The organism is Actibacterium sp. 188UL27-1 (genome assembly GCF_016901225.1).
Classification (GTDB): domain Bacteria; phylum Pseudomonadota; class Alphaproteobacteria; order Rhodobacterales; family Rhodobacteraceae; genus 188UL27-1.
The window spans coordinates 176,465-190,809 of the sequence record NZ_JAFEUL010000006.1; the positions used below are offsets into that span (position 1 = coordinate 176,465).

A 14,345-nucleotide genomic window follows, 5' to 3' on the forward strand; every position below is an offset into this window, starting at 1 on the left:
TGCTATTCCGCCGGTGTCGCCCGCGCGGTTGTCTCGGGGGTTTTTCCTTTTTCCTCTAGCTCTTCCACCCAAAGCCCATGGTGCTCTTTGGCCCATTGCAGATCAACCTGACCCGAGCCCATGGCGGCATAGGCACCCTCCATTCCGACCGATCCCAAATAGATATGCGCCAGGATGATGACCATCAGAACAAAGCTGACAATGGCGTGCCAGGCCTGCGCCAATTGCATCTCCCCATGGGGCGAAAGGACCTCTGGCAGCGGCGCAAGACCGACCCAACCCGGCGCCCCGGTCGCGTTGATCAAGGCAAAGGTCTTGGCAAACATCGGCAGTTCAAACGGGAACAGCAGCGACAGGCCGGACAGCGAGATCGAGCCCCCCAGCAGGATCACCGCCCAAAAGATGATCTTTTGCCCCGCATTGAACTTGCGTGCCGGCGGGTGGGAATGTTTGGAGAAAAGCCCACCGGCCTTGGCCATCCATTTCAGGTCATGGCGGTTGGGTATATTTTCCAGGACCCACATCACGAACACCATGGCCAGACCAAGCATGAAGGCCCAGGCGACGTTGTTGTGGATCCATTTGCAGGCCATGGCGGTCGTGGCGAACATTTCCTTGCCGAATAACGGGATGAAGGCCACCCGACCGAACAAGGAGATCAGGCCAGTGATCCCCAACACGATGAAGGAGCCGGCGAGCAACCAATGGCCAAAGCGTTCGACCGCCTTGAACCGTTCGATCGTGGCATCACTGCGCCCCCCTTCGATCCGGATACGGCCACGAAACAGGTAGAACAGCGCCAAAAGCCCCAGCATGCCAAGCAGGCTATATCCCCCCCAGCTTCGCAGCGGCCCATCGCGAAATGTCAGCCACGCCATACCGCCATCCTGCACCAAAAGGGTGGCCCCGGGGGAGGTGGTGGTGGAGGTGATATCAGCAGTACCAAAGCGCAGGGCGCGCCATAATTCGGGGTCGGACACGCCACCAAGAGTGCCCAATTGCCCCGACATTTCAGCGGCTTGACCGGGATCGCCGGTGGCGTTGCGGCGGAAATCAAGATCCACCTCCTCACCGCGCTGACGCGCCATGATATCTTCGAGGGTTTGCGCCCCGCCCGTCACGCTTCGATCCGGCGCTGGGGTGTCCTGCGCCACGACCGATCCAGCAAAGACCAGAAAAATCAAGGTGTTGATCAAGATACGTGCGAATTGCATCAGGCGGTCCTCCCCATGGATACCGAGAACTTATCGAAGCCTCTGCCGCAAAGGAAGGCTCACTAACGTCGTAAATCGAGACTGGGCACAGGCCGTACACACCCCATGCACAAGGCATACATATCCCATACATACGCACCGGACGGTCTGTTAACTGCCTGAAATCAAAGATTTCAAAGCGGCAAGTGATGCTTGATGTTCAGGTATCTCGTCAGACGCAATAAAGGGGCCCGCTTACGACGCGCTGTGACACCCTGCAAAACGACAATAGCCGATCTGCAATATGGGAGACCTCGTGCCATGTTCGCGCGTGACATGTCAGGTCACGCGCGTATGTCAGAACCTCTTCAGCTCGGGTCGTATGGCAGCGACGAATGGTGAAGGTTGATGAGCAAGTTACCTTCATCATCCGTCACATAGCCAAAGGAATACTCCACTTTCGTCTCGGCCCCATCTGGACCTGTGAAAAAGTAATTTCCCATGGCAATGGCGGCGTCATCGGTCGTGAAAATACCATTGCTTTCGAAGCGGACGTTCGTCCAGCCCTTGATGGCAAACCCGGTATCTTCGCTGCCTTCGGTCCCAACAAAATAGCTCAAGGCCTCGTCGAAGCTCTCGCGAAATTGATCCTCGGCAGCCAATGTCGGCTTAAACATGACCGCGCCGTCGCCATAGGCATAGAGCGTTTCGATATGCTCCCTGGCGCGTTCCACGTAATCTCCACCCGTCGCATGCGCGCTCGCAATGGCCACGATGCCGTCACCCCAAGCAGTCTGAGCGTCAATGACATCTTGCTCTGAGATACCTTCCGCAGAGGCAGTGCCTGCGGCCATCATTGACAATATGACTGCTATTTTCTGGATTTTCATCTTTTTTCCTCTTTTAAAGACAGCTTTTCCAACTGCTCGGGATGGGTATGCATCCATCATCAACCGGGCAATTTTGAGATCACAAACAATAGGTTCAATCGCAACTTTCCAGCTTGACTGCAGACAAAACCAGCCTGGCAAAGGTCCAGTTTGGCGATGTTCCAGACAAGCTGAAGAAACTGATAAGCGAAGCCCCGGGACTGTCAATGTGGGCGCGCGCCGGGCCTTGGTGACACGCCCCATGATTGGTAATATTTGTTAGGTCGGGTGTCGTGTTGGAGCGATGCCGGATTGTTTTGGACAATCGGGCCGGCATCGCCGCAGCGAGAGGGCTGACGCGCGCCCCCCCTTTGGGCTTGATTGCAGACCGCGAGATAAACCCCGGGTCAGGCGGAGGCGCGCAAGGGCGTTGTCTGGCCCTGGGACCATGCACGGCAGGCTTGGCCGAATGCCTCAAACAAAGGACGAGAGACCGGGTCAGCTGCAGCGTTCCATTCGGGATGCCATTGAACAGACAGGGTAAAGCCGGGCGCGCCGCGCACATAGATCGCCTCGGGCGTGCCATCGGGGGCGTGACCGTCCAGAACAATGCGGTCACCCGGCACCTTGATGCCCTGCCCGTGGAGCGTATTCGTCATGACCTCCGTCGTGCCCATCAACCGGGCAAACGGTCCATCGGGGGTGAACGTAACGGCATGGCGCAGCTCAAACTTCTCCTCCAGCGTGCCATCTGGCGGCATGCGGTGGTTGGACCGACCGGGCAGATCGCGAATCTCTGGATAGAGCGAGCCGCCCATGGCCACGTTCACCTCCTGAAAGCCGCGACAGACCCCCAGGAAGGGCTGGCCGCGGTCGACGAGCGCCCGGATCAAAGGCAGGGCGACCCGATCGCGATCACGGTCGAACTCGCCATGGGCCAGTGTTTCGGGTTCTCCATATTCCTCGGGATGCACATTGGGACGGCCACCGGTGAACAGGAAACCATCACAGACCTCCATAAGTTCTGCGATATCAAGCAGATCCGGATCGGTCGGGATGATCAGCGGCAAGGCTCCGGTCACCAGGGACACCGCCTCGGCATTCATGGTGCCACCGGCATGGGCCGGGTATTGATCGTTGATCAAGTAGTGATTGCCGATGATCCCGACGACTGGCCGTGCCATTGAAACTCCAACATCTTAACGCCCCTCACGGGGACGATAGCTTTACGCCCCTCACGGGGACGATAGCTTTACGCCCCTCACGGGGACGATAGCTTTACGCCCCTCACGGGGACGATAGCTTTACGCCCCTCACGGGGACGATAGCGCGGGATGGTTGAAAGGTCGATAAGCGGCGGCGCCAATCACGGCTCTGGCGTGTATCCAGCCGCTTCAATCCCCGCGATGGCGCATATCTCGTCGTTTTCGGAACTGTCGCCGGTAATACCGACCGCCCCGATGACCTGGCCGCGCCCGTCGCGGATCAGCACACCACCTGGCACGGGGACCAGTTTGCCACCGAAAGCCGCATTGGCAGCATTGATGAAGTAGGCCTGAGCCTCGGCCCGGGCCATCTGGGCCTGCCCCCCCAACCCGAGCATGACCGCGCCATAGGCCTTGCCGCGTGCGATGTCGAACCGGCCGGGGCTGGCCCCATCCGCCCGTTCGAACGCCACGACATTGCCACCGGCATCGAGGATCACGATCGATAGCGGCTTGAGATCAAGCTCCTTGCCCTTGCTTTCGGCACTGCGCAGAATCTTGCGGCATTTGGTGAGGGTCAGTGCGGCCATGGCGGGTGTCTCCTTCGGGTCGTTTCACCCGTATAAAGCGGGACATACGCAGAAGGTAAAGGGCAATAAATGTTGACCTATCTGCCATCTATCGCACGGCAATGGGGTGCATTCATCGCCCTGCCCGTCCGTTACCGCGTGACGCGGGGCGCAATTTCAGGCAGATCACCGAGGTGACGCGGGAGGATGACCAATGTGGGCAGGTGCAAAATCGGGGGCAGCGGCTATCGGGCGGTCGCTTGATGTTTATTATCGCGACGCAGCGCGCACCCGGAGGATGGACTTATTGAATGCGCGTTTCGTGCCCAAGGACGGCCTGGCTTTTGACATCGGCGCCCATGTCGGCGACCGCACCGCCAGCTTTGCCCGGTTGGGCGCACGGGTCGTTGCGTTGGAGCCCCAGCCCCGTGTCTTTCGCGCGCTGCGACTGATCCACGGGCGCGATCCCCAGGTGACATTGACATGTGCGGCAGCCGGGGCAGCGGCCGGCGAGATGGAGATGTTCGTGAATTCCGGCAATCCCACAGTCTCGACAATCTCCGGTGACCTTGTCGCCGCTGCCAAATCAGCAGAGGGGTGGGACGATCAGGTCTGGGACCGGACGATGCGGGTGCCCGTCGTGACCCTGGACGGGCTGATCGCCAAGCATGGCCAACCCGGTTTCATCAAGATCGATGTTGAAGGCCACGAATTAGAGGCGTTGCGGGGATTGAACATACCGGTCGCGGCATTGTCGTTTGAATTCACGACCATCCAGCGGGACATCGCCGCGGCATGCCTGAGCTATCTGAACGATCTGGGCCGCTATGAATTTAACCTCAGCCTGGGCGAGGATCATGATCTGCGCCACGCGACCTGGATCAGCGCGGCCGACATGAAATCCGAGATCGCGGGCCTGCCCGCCGCTGCCAATTCCGGCGATATCTATGCAAAACTGACATGATCGGCGACAATCGGGGCGTTGATTGACGGCTGCCCCATAGTGATGCACCGATGGATCCCGGCGCCCCGACACTGATGAAAGCAGACGGACATGCTTGATTTGATCGCCCTTGGCACGGTGATGGCCGCATTTCTGGTCGTTGCCGCCTCTCCAGGGCCCGCGACGATTGCCTTGGCGACGGTCGCATGGGGGCCGGTCGCCGACACGGCATGCTGTTTGGCGCGGGCCTTTCCGTTGGGCTGGCCTTTTGGGGGGTGATCGCGGCAACGGGCCTGGGTGCGACCCTGAAAGCATCGGCCCATGGCCTGACGCTGCTGAAACTGTTGGGCGGATTTTACCTGCTATGGATGGCCTATGGTGCGGCGCGGTCCGCCAGGCGCCGACAGGATCCAGCTCTGCCAGTGTGGCCGATGGTGCCTGGTTCAGACGTGGCGTGATCCTGAACCTGTCAAACCCCAAGGCAGTTCTGGCCTGGATGGCGACCCTGGCCCTTGGTGCCAGTGATGCGGGTAGCCTGTGGCAGGTCGGCTTGGCGACACTGCTATGCATCGCTGTCGGATTTGTCATCTATGGGGTCTACGCGATGGCGTTTTCGACATCCGGCGCGATGCTGGCCTATGGCAGGTCGCGCCGGTGATCGATGGTGTGGTTGCTGGGCTGTTCGCCAGCGCCGGGCTGGGCCTGATCCGAACGGCTTTTGCACAGCAGGGCTGAACCAATCACGCAAAACGGTCGCATCACGGTTCAGGATCACGCAGGGGCAGCCGAACGCATGGCCCGGCTGCCCATATGATATGTTTCAGCGAATGACTTTGACCGAGCTCATCACATCGGGTTCGCCGGGAACGGCGCCGCCTTGGCCTTCACCGCGTTTGATGGCGTCAACCACATCCATCCCTTCGATCACGCGACCGACGACAGTATATTGACCGTTCAGGAAATGACCCTCCTGAAACATGATGAAGAACTGCGAATTGGCGCTGTTCGGGTTTTGCGCCCGGGCCATGCCGACAACACCGCGGTCAAATGGCGTTTCAGAGAATTCCGCCTGCAGGTCGGGGCGTTCAGACCCGCCGGTTCCGGCGCGACCGGTGCTTTCCCCCGCCTTGCCGTATTGCACATCGCCGGTCTGGGCCATGAACCCTTCGATCACGCGGTGAAAGACGACATTGTCATAGGCGCCTTCCTCGGCCAGGGCCGTGATCTGTGCCACATGCTGGGGCGCCAGATCCTCGGCCAGATCGATGATGACGGTCCCGTTGGCCTCACCGGTCACGGTGATCTCAAGGTTGGGACCGGGGCCATCTTCCTGCGCCATCACAGGCGTGGCCAGGAGGGCCAAGGCGAAAGCGATTTTACGCATCAGACGCTACCTTCATGCTGATCATCTTGTCGGGGTTTGCAGGGGGTTCACCTTTGGTGATGGCGTCGACCAGATCCATCCCTTCGATCACGCGGCCATAAACGGTGTATTGACCGTTCAGGAAGTGATTGTCCTTGAAGTTGATGAAAAACTGCGAATTGGCGCTGTCGGGGTTTGAGGCCCGCGCCGCGCCGATCGTGCCGCGGTCATGGGGCAGTTTTGAGAACTCTGCCTTCAGGTCCGGCAACTCGCTGCCACCGGTGCCCGCGCGGCCCGTTTTACCATCCGCCTTGCCATGCTGAACATCGCCGGTTTGCGCCATGAAACCATCGATTACGCGATGGAAGACCACATTGTCATAGGCACCGGAGCGGGCGAGCGTCTTCATCCGATCCACATGGTTCGGGGCCACATCTGCCAACAGCTCGATGGTGATGGTTCCACTCTCCAACTCTATCAGAATGGTGTTTTCGGGGTCTTTGATTTCGGCCATTTGTGGTCCTTCTTGACTATTTGTGTGGAACCTAGACCGCGGGACGGTGAAGGAAAACCCCACCTGTGGCCAAGCGGACCTGCGCGCGGTAAAGCGCGGTGAAACCATGAAAGGGGACGCCATGACCTGGAAGACATTGGACGACATGGATCTGAACGGAAAGCGGGTGCTGACCCGTGTCGACATCAATGTGCCCATGGAAAACGGGCGGGTGACAGACGCCACCCGGATCGACCGGATCGTGCCAACCGTAAAGGACATCCAGGCCAAAGGCGGCTTGCCGATCTTGCTGGCCCATTACGGGCGACCCAAGGGCCAAGTCGTGCCAGAGATGTCTTTATCTCATGTTTTGCCCGCTTTGGTTGAGGCGCTGGGGCAAAAGGTGGCCTTCGCCGATGGCGATTATGCAGCGGCCTCTGGCGCCATGACCGCCGGTGATGTGCTGCTGGTCGAAAACCTGCGCTTCGCCCCGGGGGAGGAAAAGAATGATCCCGGTTTCGCCGGGCGGCTGGCCAGCCTGGGAGACATCTATTGCAATGATGCCTTTTCGGCGGCCCACCGCGCCCATGCCTCTACGGAAGCGCTGGCCCGGCTGCTTCCCGCCTGTGCCGGACGGCTGATGCAGGCGGAACTGGCCGCCCTGGAAAGCGCGTTGGGCGATCCGACCCGACCGGTGGCAGCGGTGGTGGGCGGGGCCAAGGTCTCGACCAAGCTGGATCTGTTAGGTAACCTGGTATCCAAGGTCGATCACCTGATCATTGGGGGGGGCATGGCCAATACGTTTCTGGCGGCCCAGGGGGTGAATGTCGGAAAATCCCTGGCCGAACACGACATGACCGGCACGGCGCAGCAGATCATGGCCAAGGCCGATACCGCGGGTTGTGCGATCCATCTGCCGGTGGACATCGTCGTGACGCGGGACTTTGCGGCCCATGCCGCCAATCAGACCCTGCATGTGGAAAGCTGCCCGGACGATGCCATCATCCTGGATGCCGGCCCTGCGACAGTCGCCCGGATCAGCGATGTCTTTACAACTTCCAAAACGCTGATCTGGAACGGGCCCCTGGGCGCGTTCGAATTAGAGCCGTTCAATGCCGCCACCAATGCCGCTGCCGTACAGGCGGCAGAGTTGACGGCGGCGGGGGCGCTCGTCTCGGTCGCAGGCGGAGGCGATACGGTGGCCGCGTTGAACGCTGCAGGGGCGGCGGACCGGTTCACCTATATCTCAACCGCCGGGGGCGCCTTCCTGGAATGGATGGAGGGCAAGACCCTGCCCGGCGTCGCGGCGTTGGGCGGCGAAACGAAGGGAGAGACAGATGGATGACTATACCCTGGTGACCGGTGCCTCTGACGGGATCGGGCGCGCCTTGGCCCGGATTGCCGCAAAGCGCGGGCGCAACGTGATCCTGACGGCGCGGTCAAAGGACAAGTTGACCCAGCTGGCAGAAGAGCTGAAGGCGGCCCATGATGTGGAGGCCATCGTCATTCCCACCGATCTCAGCCAACCGGGGGAGGCCGCACGTCTGTGGTCGGAGGCCAGTGACGGGCGACGGATCGAGATCTTGATCAACAATGCCGGATTGGGGCGCAACGGCCCCTTTGCCGAAGGCGAGTGGGCGCGCGAAGAACGCTCCATGGCGGTCAATATGACCGCGCTGACCGTGCTGATGAAACAGGCCGTGCCCCATATGATTGGCCATGGCGATGGCCGTATCCTCAACGTAGCCTCTGTAGCGGGCTTCCTGCCAGGGCCCAACATGGCGGTCTATCACGCGACCAAAGCCTATGTCCTGAGCTTGTCGGAAGCCGTGGCAGAGGAGTTGCGCGGCACCAAAGTGTCCGTCACGGCCCTGTGCCCCAGCGCGACCAAATCTAACTTTTTCAACGATGCGGGCATGCATGACATCATGGTGGTCAATTCCGGCATGGTGGCCAACGCCGACAAGGTTGCGATGGCTGGCTGGAACGCCATGGTCGCCCGCCAGCGGATCGTCGTGCCCGGTGCGCCGAACGCCATTTTGGCTGCCCTGCCCCGGATCACGCCGCGGGCCGTCGTCACCCGGATTGCGGCCAAGTTTCTGAGTTGAGCCCCCCATATTGGCGCGCCATGGATCCAAGATCTGCCAGTCATCCGGGTGATCCAAGCTGCGGATCGGCGAAATGGCGGTGGAATGGCGCTTTTGCCAGCGTGTTTGCGCAAACGGCGTTGAAGTTGCCCGATGCGCCGCTTACGCAGCGGCAAAGCTATTTTACGTCATATGAGGTTCCCGATGAAAGCCACCCGCACCGTTCAACGCATCCTTGCCAATTACGAAGGCGAAACCCCCGGCGTGAAGGCCAAGCTATGTTCCATGTTGATGACGGGCAAGCTGGGCGGCACCGGCAAGATGATCATTCTGCCTGTCGATCAGGGGTTTGAACACGGGCCCGCGCGCAGCTTTGCGCCCAATCCGGCGGGCTATGATCCGCATTACCATTACCAACTGGCGATCGATGCCGGGCTCAACGCCTATGCCGCACCACTTGGACCGTTGGAAGCGGGCGCCGATACATTTGCCGGTCAGATTCCGACAATCCTAAAGGTGAACTCGGCGAACTCGCTGATGTCGGGCACGGCCGGCAAAAATCAGGCGGTCACGGGCTGCGTCGATGATGCGTTGCGCCTGGGTTGCGCGGCCATCGGATTTACAATCTATCCGGGCTCTGACCTGGCGCTCGACATGATGGAAGAGATCCGCGAGATGCGCAACGAGGCCGCCGCCAAAGGCGTGGCCACGGTGATCTGGTCCTATCCCCGCGGCGAAGGCATCACGAAGGAAGGGGAAACTGCCATCGATGTGGCCGCCTATGCCGGTCATATGGCGGCACTGCTGGGCGCCCACATCATCAAGATCAAGCTGTCCACCGATCATCTGATGCTGCCCGAAGCCAAGAAGGTCTATGAGGCCGAGAATATCGACATATCGACCCAGGCCGCGCGCGTGGCCCATTGCGTGCAATCCGCTTTTGATGGTCGCCGCCTAATCGTCTTCTCCGGTGGGGCCAAGAAGGGCACCGACGGCGTCTATGATGATGCCCGTGCCATCCGCGATGGCGGCGGCAACGGCTCGATCATCGGGCGGAACTCCTTCCAGCGCTCCAAGGAAGACGCGCTCGACATGTTGGGCAAGCTGATTAACATCTACAAAGGCAAGGAATAGCGTTTCCCTGCCCCATTATGCGTTTAAAGATATCCCCGCCGGAGGCACAAAATCAAATGTCACCGGCGGTGCCTTACAAATTACGCAGCCGGGTTATGCCGTCGCCACATCCCGGCCCAGCCGATCACGACAAGGACCGCGCCGAATACCGGCGCAGTGGCCGGTAAGGGCACTTCTGCAATTTCCTGCACATCTACCGTGATCTCATAATCCCAGCTTAGAACGCCCTGTTCGGCAGTACGCCCCCGTCCAAAAAACGACAGGATGGTGAAATCTTCCTGTGGAAACGGCTCCCCGCGCAGACGCTGTTCGAAAAGCGTTTCACGCCCTTCGACATCAAATTGCCATCGCCGCAATGTGTTGGTCCCGGATCGATCCGTACCGGTCAGCGCATAGATCACGCGGTAGCTGTCATCGGGTTGTTCCCCGGACACAATATCGATCTCCACCCCTGCGATCCGCAGTGGTGCGATCACGCTCAAGCCGATCTTGTCGCTGTCACGAAATCCACCGATGCGGGTATCCGAAAACTGCGAGCCGCGAATGATATACGTACCCACACTGAACAGCCGCAGGGTTGTACCGCTGCTGGCAAAGTCACCGTAATCCGCTTCGTCAAAGACGACTGTCCGCGCCTGGCCCGGCATCGACAACACCGCCCAGGCCAGCATCGCGAAAACGCATGCTTTCATCACCAACAGTCCTCCTGCATCCCAGCATGACCCGCGCCGGTGATACGTGGCGAACGTTAACACTTGGTTGCATCATATAGGCGACAATCCGGCAGAGCATGGAAAAACCACTATTAAGGGATTCCCAAATCGAATCAGCTATGACACGGTCTTGGCTAACGGTCCGTCAGAGGCCAAAGAGGCAGATATGAGCAGATCTGAAAAACGCCCCGCCCTTGCGGTCGTGCTTTATTTCGCGGTGACATTTTCATTAGCGATGTATTTTACCTTTGCCGCCGTCCAGGGCGATTTCGGGCTATTCCGCCGGGTAGAGATTAACGCCGAACTGGTGGAATTACGGGCAGAACGCGCACGCCTGCTGGCCCAGGTCCGGGACATGCGCAACAAGACACACCGCCTGTCAGACGACTACCTCGACCTTGATCTGCTCGATCAGCAGGCTCGTGACGTTCTGGGCCTCGTCCGCTCTGACGAACTTGTCTTCCGTTAAGCCTCCGCCATGCGTTGCAAACCCATGCCAATCATCAGCGCAGCAAAAAAGATCATGAAAACTATTCCAAACCCAATCCGGTAGGCGTTTGCCAACGGGCTCAGCAAATGCCGCTTTTCGTATAGATCGCTGAAAGGGAGGTCCTTCGGCTTGCTTAAAAGAAGCCCGATCAGGAACGGAATCATGATCAAGAGCAGAAAGCCAAAAAGCTGATCCATGTAATCGGGCGCGCGGACAAACCCATAGTCGAAGGCATATGATGTGTTCGCAGTCATCATGACCGACATGATCAATACGGCAAGTCGCCTGGAATCCATGATTGTCTCTTTCGTCACCTAGGCTGCCGGGATTGTCGCGTCCTGACGGCAGTTGTGTGGCCGGTAGTGGGTGAAATCATGTGCAGCCCAACAGCCTTGCGCCGGAGGGCAATTTTTCCGGTAGGATTGCGGAACCATCTTCGCTAGGAATGGTTCAACGTTAAACTATCGTAGCTCAGGGGGATGGCGATGGCCGCGCGCAGGACGACGAAAAAGCCCAATGTCTCAAAAGACGAGCTTTTGCATTACTACCGCGAGATGCTGCTGATCCGCCGGTTCGAGGAAAAAGCCGGGCAACTTTACGGGATGGGGCTGATTGGTGGGTTCTGCCACCTCTATATCGGTCAGGAAGCCGTGGTTGTCGGGCTCGAAGCCGCCGCCGATGAAGGGGACAAGCGTATCACCTCTTACCGCGATCACGGCCATATGCTGGCCTGCGGCATGGATCCCAAGGGCGTCATGGCCGAGCTTACGGGTCGCGAAGGCGGCTATTCCAAGGGCAAAGGCGGCTCCATGCACATGTTCTCGAAGGAGAAGCATTTCTATGGTGGCCATGGCATCGTCGCGGCCCAAGTGCCGCTTGGGGCGGGCCTTGCCTTTGCCGACAAGTATCTGGGCAATGACCGCGTGACATTCGCATATTTCGGCGATGGTGCAGCAAATCAGGGCCAGGTTTATGAGACCTATAATATGGCGGAACTCTGGGATCTGCCGGTGATTTTCGTCATCGAAAACAACCAATATGCTATGGGAACAAGCGTCAAACGCTCGACCAAATCGCCCAGCCTATGGGAACGCGGCGCGGCCTACGGGATCAAGGGGGAAGAGGTTGACGGGATGGACGTGCTGGCCGTCAAGGCGGCCGGCGAAAAAGCCGTGGCCCACTGCCGTGCGGGCAAGGGCCCCTACATCCTGGAGGTCATGACCTACCGCTATCGCGGGCATTCCATGTCAGACCCCGCCAAATACCGCACCCGCGAGGAGGTGCAGAAAATGCGCGAACAGCGCGACGCCATCGAACATGTCCGCGAACTGTTACTGACCGGCAAACACGCCACCGAGGATGAGTTGAAAGAAGTCGACAAGGAGATCAAGGGCATCGTGAACGAGGCTGCGGAATTCTCTAAGGAAAGTCCTGAACCCGCGCTCGACGAGCTTTACACCGACATCTACGCGACCGAGATCCCGCAAGAGGCCGCCGTGTAATGCTTGCGAGTGTCCTTCGCGAGGACGAGATAGGCTTTCTGACCGGTCTTGCCTTTATCTCGGGATTTTCGGTCATATCCGCCCTCGTCCTGCACTCATCTGCCGTCTTGGATCAAAAGGTGGAACCCTCGCTTCTGGGTCTTCTATTCTTGACCCTGATCAGCAATACGCTCGCGATGTTGCTGGGCATCGGGACCAGTAACTTGGTCGGCGGGGTCGGCTCACTGTTTCTGGTCATTCTGTTGGTCCTGGGCATTCGCCTGGTCTTCGATACGCTGTGCGTCATCGCCGCTGGACGGTCGGAAACGCAACGGATCAGCACTGGCGCCGCAATCGGCGCCGCTTTCCTAAACCTATTTTGGGTTCTTGCGGCGATCATCGCAGCAGGCCTCCTTTTTTGAAAACCGGAGCACTCCAAATGGCAACCGAAGTTCTGATGCCCGCCCTCTCCCCCACGATGGAGGAAGGCACGCTCGCCAAATGGCTGGTCAAGGAAGGCGATACCGTGGCCTCCGGCGATATCCTGGCCGAGATCGAAACCGACAAAGCCACCATGGAGTTCGAAGCGGTGGATGAAGGGATCATCGGCAAGATCATGGTTGCCGAGGGCACCGAAGGTGTGAAGGTCAACACGCCCATCGCCGTTCTGGTCGAAGATGGCGAAAGCGCGGACAATGTGACGGCCACAACACCGACCACCGCCACCAATGACGCAACAACCGATGCAGTCCCCACACCGGCGGTGCCAAAGCCGGTCAATAGTGCGCCCGTGGCCGAACCGGACATTCCCGCGGGTACCGAGATGAAATTGACCACAGTCCGCGAAGCGTTACGAGATGCAATGGCCGAAGAGATGCGCCGCGACGACACGGTATTCCTGATGGGGGAAGAAGTCGCCGAATATCAAGGCGCCTACAAGATCAGCCAGGGCCTGTTGGACGAATTCGGGGCCAAACGCGTTATCGACACGCCCATCACCGAACATGGCTTTGCCGGGATCGGGGTCGGCGCAGCCTTCGGTGGGCTAAAGCCAATAGTTGAATTCATGACTTTTAACTTCGCCATGCAAGCCATTGATCAGATTATCAACTCTGCCGCCAAAACACTCTACATGTCCGGCGGTCAGATGGGCGCTCCCATGGTCTTCCGCGGCCCCAACGGTGCCGCCGCCCGCGTGGGCGCCCAGCACAGCCAGGATTATGCCGCTTGGTACGCCAGCATTCCCGGCCTGAAAGTCGTCATGCCCTATGCTGCCTCGGATGCGAAGGGTTTGCTCAAAACCGCCATCCGCGACCCAAACCCGGTGATCTTTCTTGAGAATGAGATCCTCTACGGGCGCAGCTTCGACGTGCCGGTCATGGAGGATTACACCGTCCCCTTCGGTAAGGCGCGCATCTGGCGCGAAGGCAGCGATGTCACCATCGTCAGCTTCGGGATCGGCATGACCTACGCGCTTGAAGCCGCGGACAAACTCGCCGAAGAGGGCATCTCGTCCGAGGTCATCGACCTGCGCACCCTACGCCCGCTCGATTATGAAACCGTCATCGCAAGCGTCCAGAAAACCAACCGATGCGTGACTGTTGAGGAGGCCTTTCCGGTCGGCGCCATCGGCAACCACCTGTCGGCCTATATCATGACCCACGCCTTCGATTACCTCGACGCGCCCGTCCTGAATTGCACCGGCAAGGATGTCCCGATGCCTTATGCCGCAAATCTCGAAAAACTGGCCCTGACGACGACGCAAGAAGTGATCGCCGCCGTCAAGCAAGTGACCTATCGCTGAT

The 14,345-nt window shown here is 59.4% G+C and carries 19 protein-coding genes; 11 read left to right on the plus strand and 8 right to left on the minus strand.

Annotated elements, in window-relative coordinates:
• Nucleotides 1-2: 2 nt before the first annotated feature.
• The 4 genes from IU397_RS10435 to IU397_RS10450 all read right to left on the minus strand — a co-directional run bounded on the left by IU397_RS10435 (nucleotide 3) and on the right by IU397_RS10450 (nucleotide 3,857).
• On the minus strand, nucleotides 3-1,214 hold the full coding sequence (locus IU397_RS10435) for a formate dehydrogenase subunit gamma (protein ID WP_204413155.1): 1,212 nt from the start codon (nucleotides 1,212-1,214) through the stop codon (nucleotides 3-5).
• Nucleotides 1,215-1,561: 347 nt separating this feature from the next.
• Nucleotides 1,562-2,083: a phosphoribosyl-AMP cyclohydrolase gene (locus IU397_RS10440; RefSeq protein WP_204413157.1), complete on the minus strand. Its 522-nt coding sequence runs from the start codon at nucleotides 2,081-2,083 to the stop codon at nucleotides 1,562-1,564.
• Between the two features lie 386 nt (nucleotides 2,084-2,469).
• Nucleotides 2,470-3,246 carry a gamma-glutamyl-gamma-aminobutyrate hydrolase family protein gene (locus IU397_RS10445; RefSeq protein ID WP_204413159.1) on the minus strand — a complete coding sequence of 259 codons (777 nt, stop codon included), beginning with the start codon at nucleotides 3,244-3,246 and terminating at the stop codon, nucleotides 2,470-2,472.
• 182 nt (nucleotides 3,247-3,428) lie between these two features.
• Entirely contained in the window at nucleotides 3,429-3,857 is a 429-nt protein-coding gene (locus IU397_RS10450) for a heme-binding protein (protein ID WP_204413161.1), read from the minus strand.
• Nucleotides 3,858-4,134: 277 nt separating this feature from the next.
• Here IU397_RS10450 and IU397_RS10455 point away from each other — a divergent pair, with 277 nt between their 5' ends.
• The 4 genes from IU397_RS10455 (at nucleotide 4,135) to IU397_RS10470 (ending at nucleotide 5,437) form a co-directional block, all read left to right on the plus strand.
• Nucleotides 4,135-4,800: an FkbM family methyltransferase gene (locus tag IU397_RS10455; protein ID WP_239479720.1), complete on the plus strand. Its 666-nt coding sequence runs from the start codon at nucleotides 4,135-4,137 to the stop codon at nucleotides 4,798-4,800.
• Between the two features lie 90 nt (nucleotides 4,801-4,890).
• Complete coding sequence (locus tag IU397_RS10460) at nucleotides 4,891-5,058, plus strand: hypothetical protein (protein ID WP_204413165.1); 168 nt, start codon at nucleotides 4,891-4,893, stop codon at nucleotides 5,056-5,058.
• The gene (locus tag IU397_RS23845) at nucleotides 5,010-5,237 is read left to right on the plus strand and encodes a LysE family transporter (protein ID WP_204413167.1); all 228 of its coding nucleotides are present in this window, start codon (nucleotides 5,010-5,012) and stop codon (nucleotides 5,235-5,237) included. Before IU397_RS10460 ends, IU397_RS23845 begins: the two co-directional genes overlap by 49 nt.
• Nucleotides 5,144-5,437: a LysE family transporter gene (locus IU397_RS10470; RefSeq protein ID WP_204413389.1), complete on the plus strand. Its 294-nt coding sequence runs from the start codon at nucleotides 5,144-5,146 to the stop codon at nucleotides 5,435-5,437. Before IU397_RS23845 ends, IU397_RS10470 begins: the two co-directional genes overlap by 94 nt.
• Before the next feature lie 162 nt (nucleotides 5,438-5,599).
• On the opposite strand, the gene IU397_RS10475 is transcribed toward IU397_RS10470, so the two are convergent.
• Together IU397_RS10475 and IU397_RS10480 are read right to left on the minus strand one after the other, a co-directional pair.
• Nucleotides 5,600-6,163 carry a peptidylprolyl isomerase gene (locus IU397_RS10475; protein WP_204413169.1) on the minus strand — a complete coding sequence of 188 codons (564 nt, stop codon included), beginning with the start codon at nucleotides 6,161-6,163 and terminating at the stop codon, nucleotides 5,600-5,602.
• Nucleotides 6,156-6,656: a peptidylprolyl isomerase gene (locus IU397_RS10480; protein ID WP_204413171.1), complete on the minus strand. Its 501-nt coding sequence runs from the start codon at nucleotides 6,654-6,656 to the stop codon at nucleotides 6,156-6,158. The genes IU397_RS10475 and IU397_RS10480 overlap by 8 nt, the downstream gene beginning before the upstream one ends.
• A gap of 121 nt (nucleotides 6,657-6,777) precedes the next feature.
• On the opposite strand from IU397_RS10480, the gene pgk reads away from it, so the two are divergent.
• From pgk to IU397_RS10495, 3 genes are all read left to right on the plus strand, one after another.
• A complete protein-coding gene (gene pgk / locus IU397_RS10485; RefSeq protein WP_204413173.1) occupies nucleotides 6,778-7,980 on the plus strand; it encodes a phosphoglycerate kinase in 1,203 nt (400 codons plus the stop codon).
• Nucleotides 7,973-8,743 carry an SDR family oxidoreductase gene (locus tag IU397_RS10490; protein ID WP_204413175.1) on the plus strand — a complete coding sequence of 257 codons (771 nt, stop codon included), beginning with the start codon at nucleotides 7,973-7,975 and terminating at the stop codon, nucleotides 8,741-8,743. Before pgk ends, IU397_RS10490 begins: the two co-directional genes overlap by 8 nt.
• Before the next feature lie 183 nt (nucleotides 8,744-8,926).
• Complete coding sequence (locus IU397_RS10495) at nucleotides 8,927-9,856, plus strand: class I fructose-bisphosphate aldolase (protein WP_204413177.1); 930 nt, start codon at nucleotides 8,927-8,929, stop codon at nucleotides 9,854-9,856.
• A gap of 80 nt (nucleotides 9,857-9,936) precedes the next feature.
• Here IU397_RS10495 and IU397_RS10500 read toward each other — a convergent pair whose 3' ends face one another.
• Nucleotides 9,937-10,548: a hypothetical protein gene (locus IU397_RS10500; protein WP_204413180.1), complete on the minus strand. Its 612-nt coding sequence runs from the start codon at nucleotides 10,546-10,548 to the stop codon at nucleotides 9,937-9,939.
• A 187-nt stretch (nucleotides 10,549-10,735) separates the two neighbouring features.
• Here IU397_RS10500 and IU397_RS10505 point away from each other — a divergent pair, with 187 nt between their 5' ends.
• Nucleotides 10,736-11,038, plus strand: a complete 303-nt coding sequence (locus IU397_RS10505; RefSeq protein WP_204413182.1) for a septum formation initiator family protein — start codon at nucleotides 10,736-10,738, stop codon at nucleotides 11,036-11,038.
• Here IU397_RS10505 and IU397_RS10510 read toward each other — a convergent pair.
• A complete protein-coding gene (locus IU397_RS10510) occupies nucleotides 11,035-11,355 on the minus strand; it encodes a hypothetical protein (RefSeq protein ID WP_204413184.1) in 321 nt (106 codons plus the stop codon). The two genes, IU397_RS10505 and IU397_RS10510, sit on opposite strands and share 4 nt — an antisense overlap.
• A 189-nt stretch (nucleotides 11,356-11,544) precedes the next feature.
• Between IU397_RS10510 and pdhA the strand changes: the two genes are divergently transcribed.
• Genes pdhA through IU397_RS10525 form a run of 3 tightly spaced genes read left to right on the plus strand, consistent with a single transcriptional unit; the run spans nucleotide 11,545 to nucleotide 14,344 of the window.
• Complete coding sequence (gene pdhA, locus IU397_RS10515; protein ID WP_204413186.1) at nucleotides 11,545-12,561, plus strand: pyruvate dehydrogenase (acetyl-transferring) E1 component subunit alpha; 1,017 nt, start codon at nucleotides 11,545-11,547, stop codon at nucleotides 12,559-12,561.
• A complete protein-coding gene (locus IU397_RS10520; protein WP_204413188.1) occupies nucleotides 12,561-12,962 on the plus strand; it encodes a hypothetical protein in 402 nt (133 codons plus the stop codon). Before pdhA ends, IU397_RS10520 begins: the two co-directional genes overlap by 1 nt.
• Nucleotides 12,963-12,979: 17 nt before the next feature.
• Nucleotides 12,980-14,344 (plus strand): pyruvate dehydrogenase complex E1 component subunit beta, encoded by a 1,365-nt coding sequence (locus tag IU397_RS10525; RefSeq protein ID WP_204413190.1) that lies wholly within the window; start codon nucleotides 12,980-12,982, stop codon nucleotides 14,342-14,344.
• Nucleotide 14,345: the final 1 nt, after the last annotated feature.

Excerpts from the sequence above, each read along its gene's own strand:
- IU397_RS10435 (WP_204413155.1), bottom strand. The coding sequence starts at position 1,214 with ATGCAATTCGCACGTATCTTGATCAACACCTTGATTTTTCTGGTCTTT.
- IU397_RS10440 (WP_204413157.1), bottom strand. The coding sequence starts at position 2,083 with ATGAAAATCCAGAAAATAGCAGTCATATTGTCAATGATGGCCGCAGGC.
- IU397_RS10525 (WP_204413190.1), top strand. The coding sequence starts at position 12,980 with ATGGCAACCGAAGTTCTGATGCCCGCCCTCTCCCCCACGATGGAGGAA.
- IU397_RS10505 (WP_204413182.1), top strand. The coding sequence starts at position 10,736 with ATGAGCAGATCTGAAAAACGCCCCGCCCTTGCGGTCGTGCTTTATTTC.
- IU397_RS10510 (WP_204413184.1), bottom strand. The coding sequence starts at position 11,355 with ATGGATTCCAGGCGACTTGCCGTATTGATCATGTCGGTCATGATGACT.
- IU397_RS10490 (WP_204413175.1), top strand. The coding sequence starts at position 7,973 with ATGGATGACTATACCCTGGTGACCGGTGCCTCTGACGGGATCGGGCGC.
- IU397_RS10450 (WP_204413161.1), bottom strand. The coding sequence starts at position 3,857 with ATGGCCGCACTGACCCTCACCAAATGCCGCAAGATTCTGCGCAGTGCC.
- pdhA (WP_204413186.1), top strand. The coding sequence starts at position 11,545 with ATGGCCGCGCGCAGGACGACGAAAAAGCCCAATGTCTCAAAAGACGAG.
- IU397_RS10475 (WP_204413169.1), bottom strand. The coding sequence starts at position 6,163 with ATGCGTAAAATCGCTTTCGCCTTGGCCCTCCTGGCCACGCCTGTGATG.
- IU397_RS10455 (WP_239479720.1), top strand. The coding sequence starts at position 4,135 with ATGGACTTATTGAATGCGCGTTTCGTGCCCAAGGACGGCCTGGCTTTT.
- IU397_RS10500 (WP_204413180.1), bottom strand. The coding sequence starts at position 10,548 with ATGAAAGCATGCGTTTTCGCGATGCTGGCCTGGGCGGTGTTGTCGATG.
- IU397_RS10470 (WP_204413389.1), top strand. The coding sequence starts at position 5,144 with ATGGATGGCCTATGGTGCGGCGCGGTCCGCCAGGCGCCGACAGGATCC.
- IU397_RS10460 (WP_204413165.1), top strand. The coding sequence starts at position 4,891 with ATGCTTGATTTGATCGCCCTTGGCACGGTGATGGCCGCATTTCTGGTC.
- IU397_RS10495 (WP_204413177.1), top strand. The coding sequence starts at position 8,927 with ATGAAAGCCACCCGCACCGTTCAACGCATCCTTGCCAATTACGAAGGC.
- IU397_RS10480 (WP_204413171.1), bottom strand. The coding sequence starts at position 6,656 with ATGGCCGAAATCAAAGACCCCGAAAACACCATTCTGATAGAGTTGGAG.
- IU397_RS10445 (WP_204413159.1), bottom strand. The coding sequence starts at position 3,246 with ATGGCACGGCCAGTCGTCGGGATCATCGGCAATCACTACTTGATCAAC.
- pgk (WP_204413173.1), top strand. The coding sequence starts at position 6,778 with ATGACCTGGAAGACATTGGACGACATGGATCTGAACGGAAAGCGGGTG.
- IU397_RS10520 (WP_204413188.1), top strand. The coding sequence starts at position 12,561 with ATGCTTGCGAGTGTCCTTCGCGAGGACGAGATAGGCTTTCTGACCGGT.
- IU397_RS23845 (WP_204413167.1), top strand. The coding sequence starts at position 5,010 with ATGCTGTTTGGCGCGGGCCTTTCCGTTGGGCTGGCCTTTTGGGGGGTG.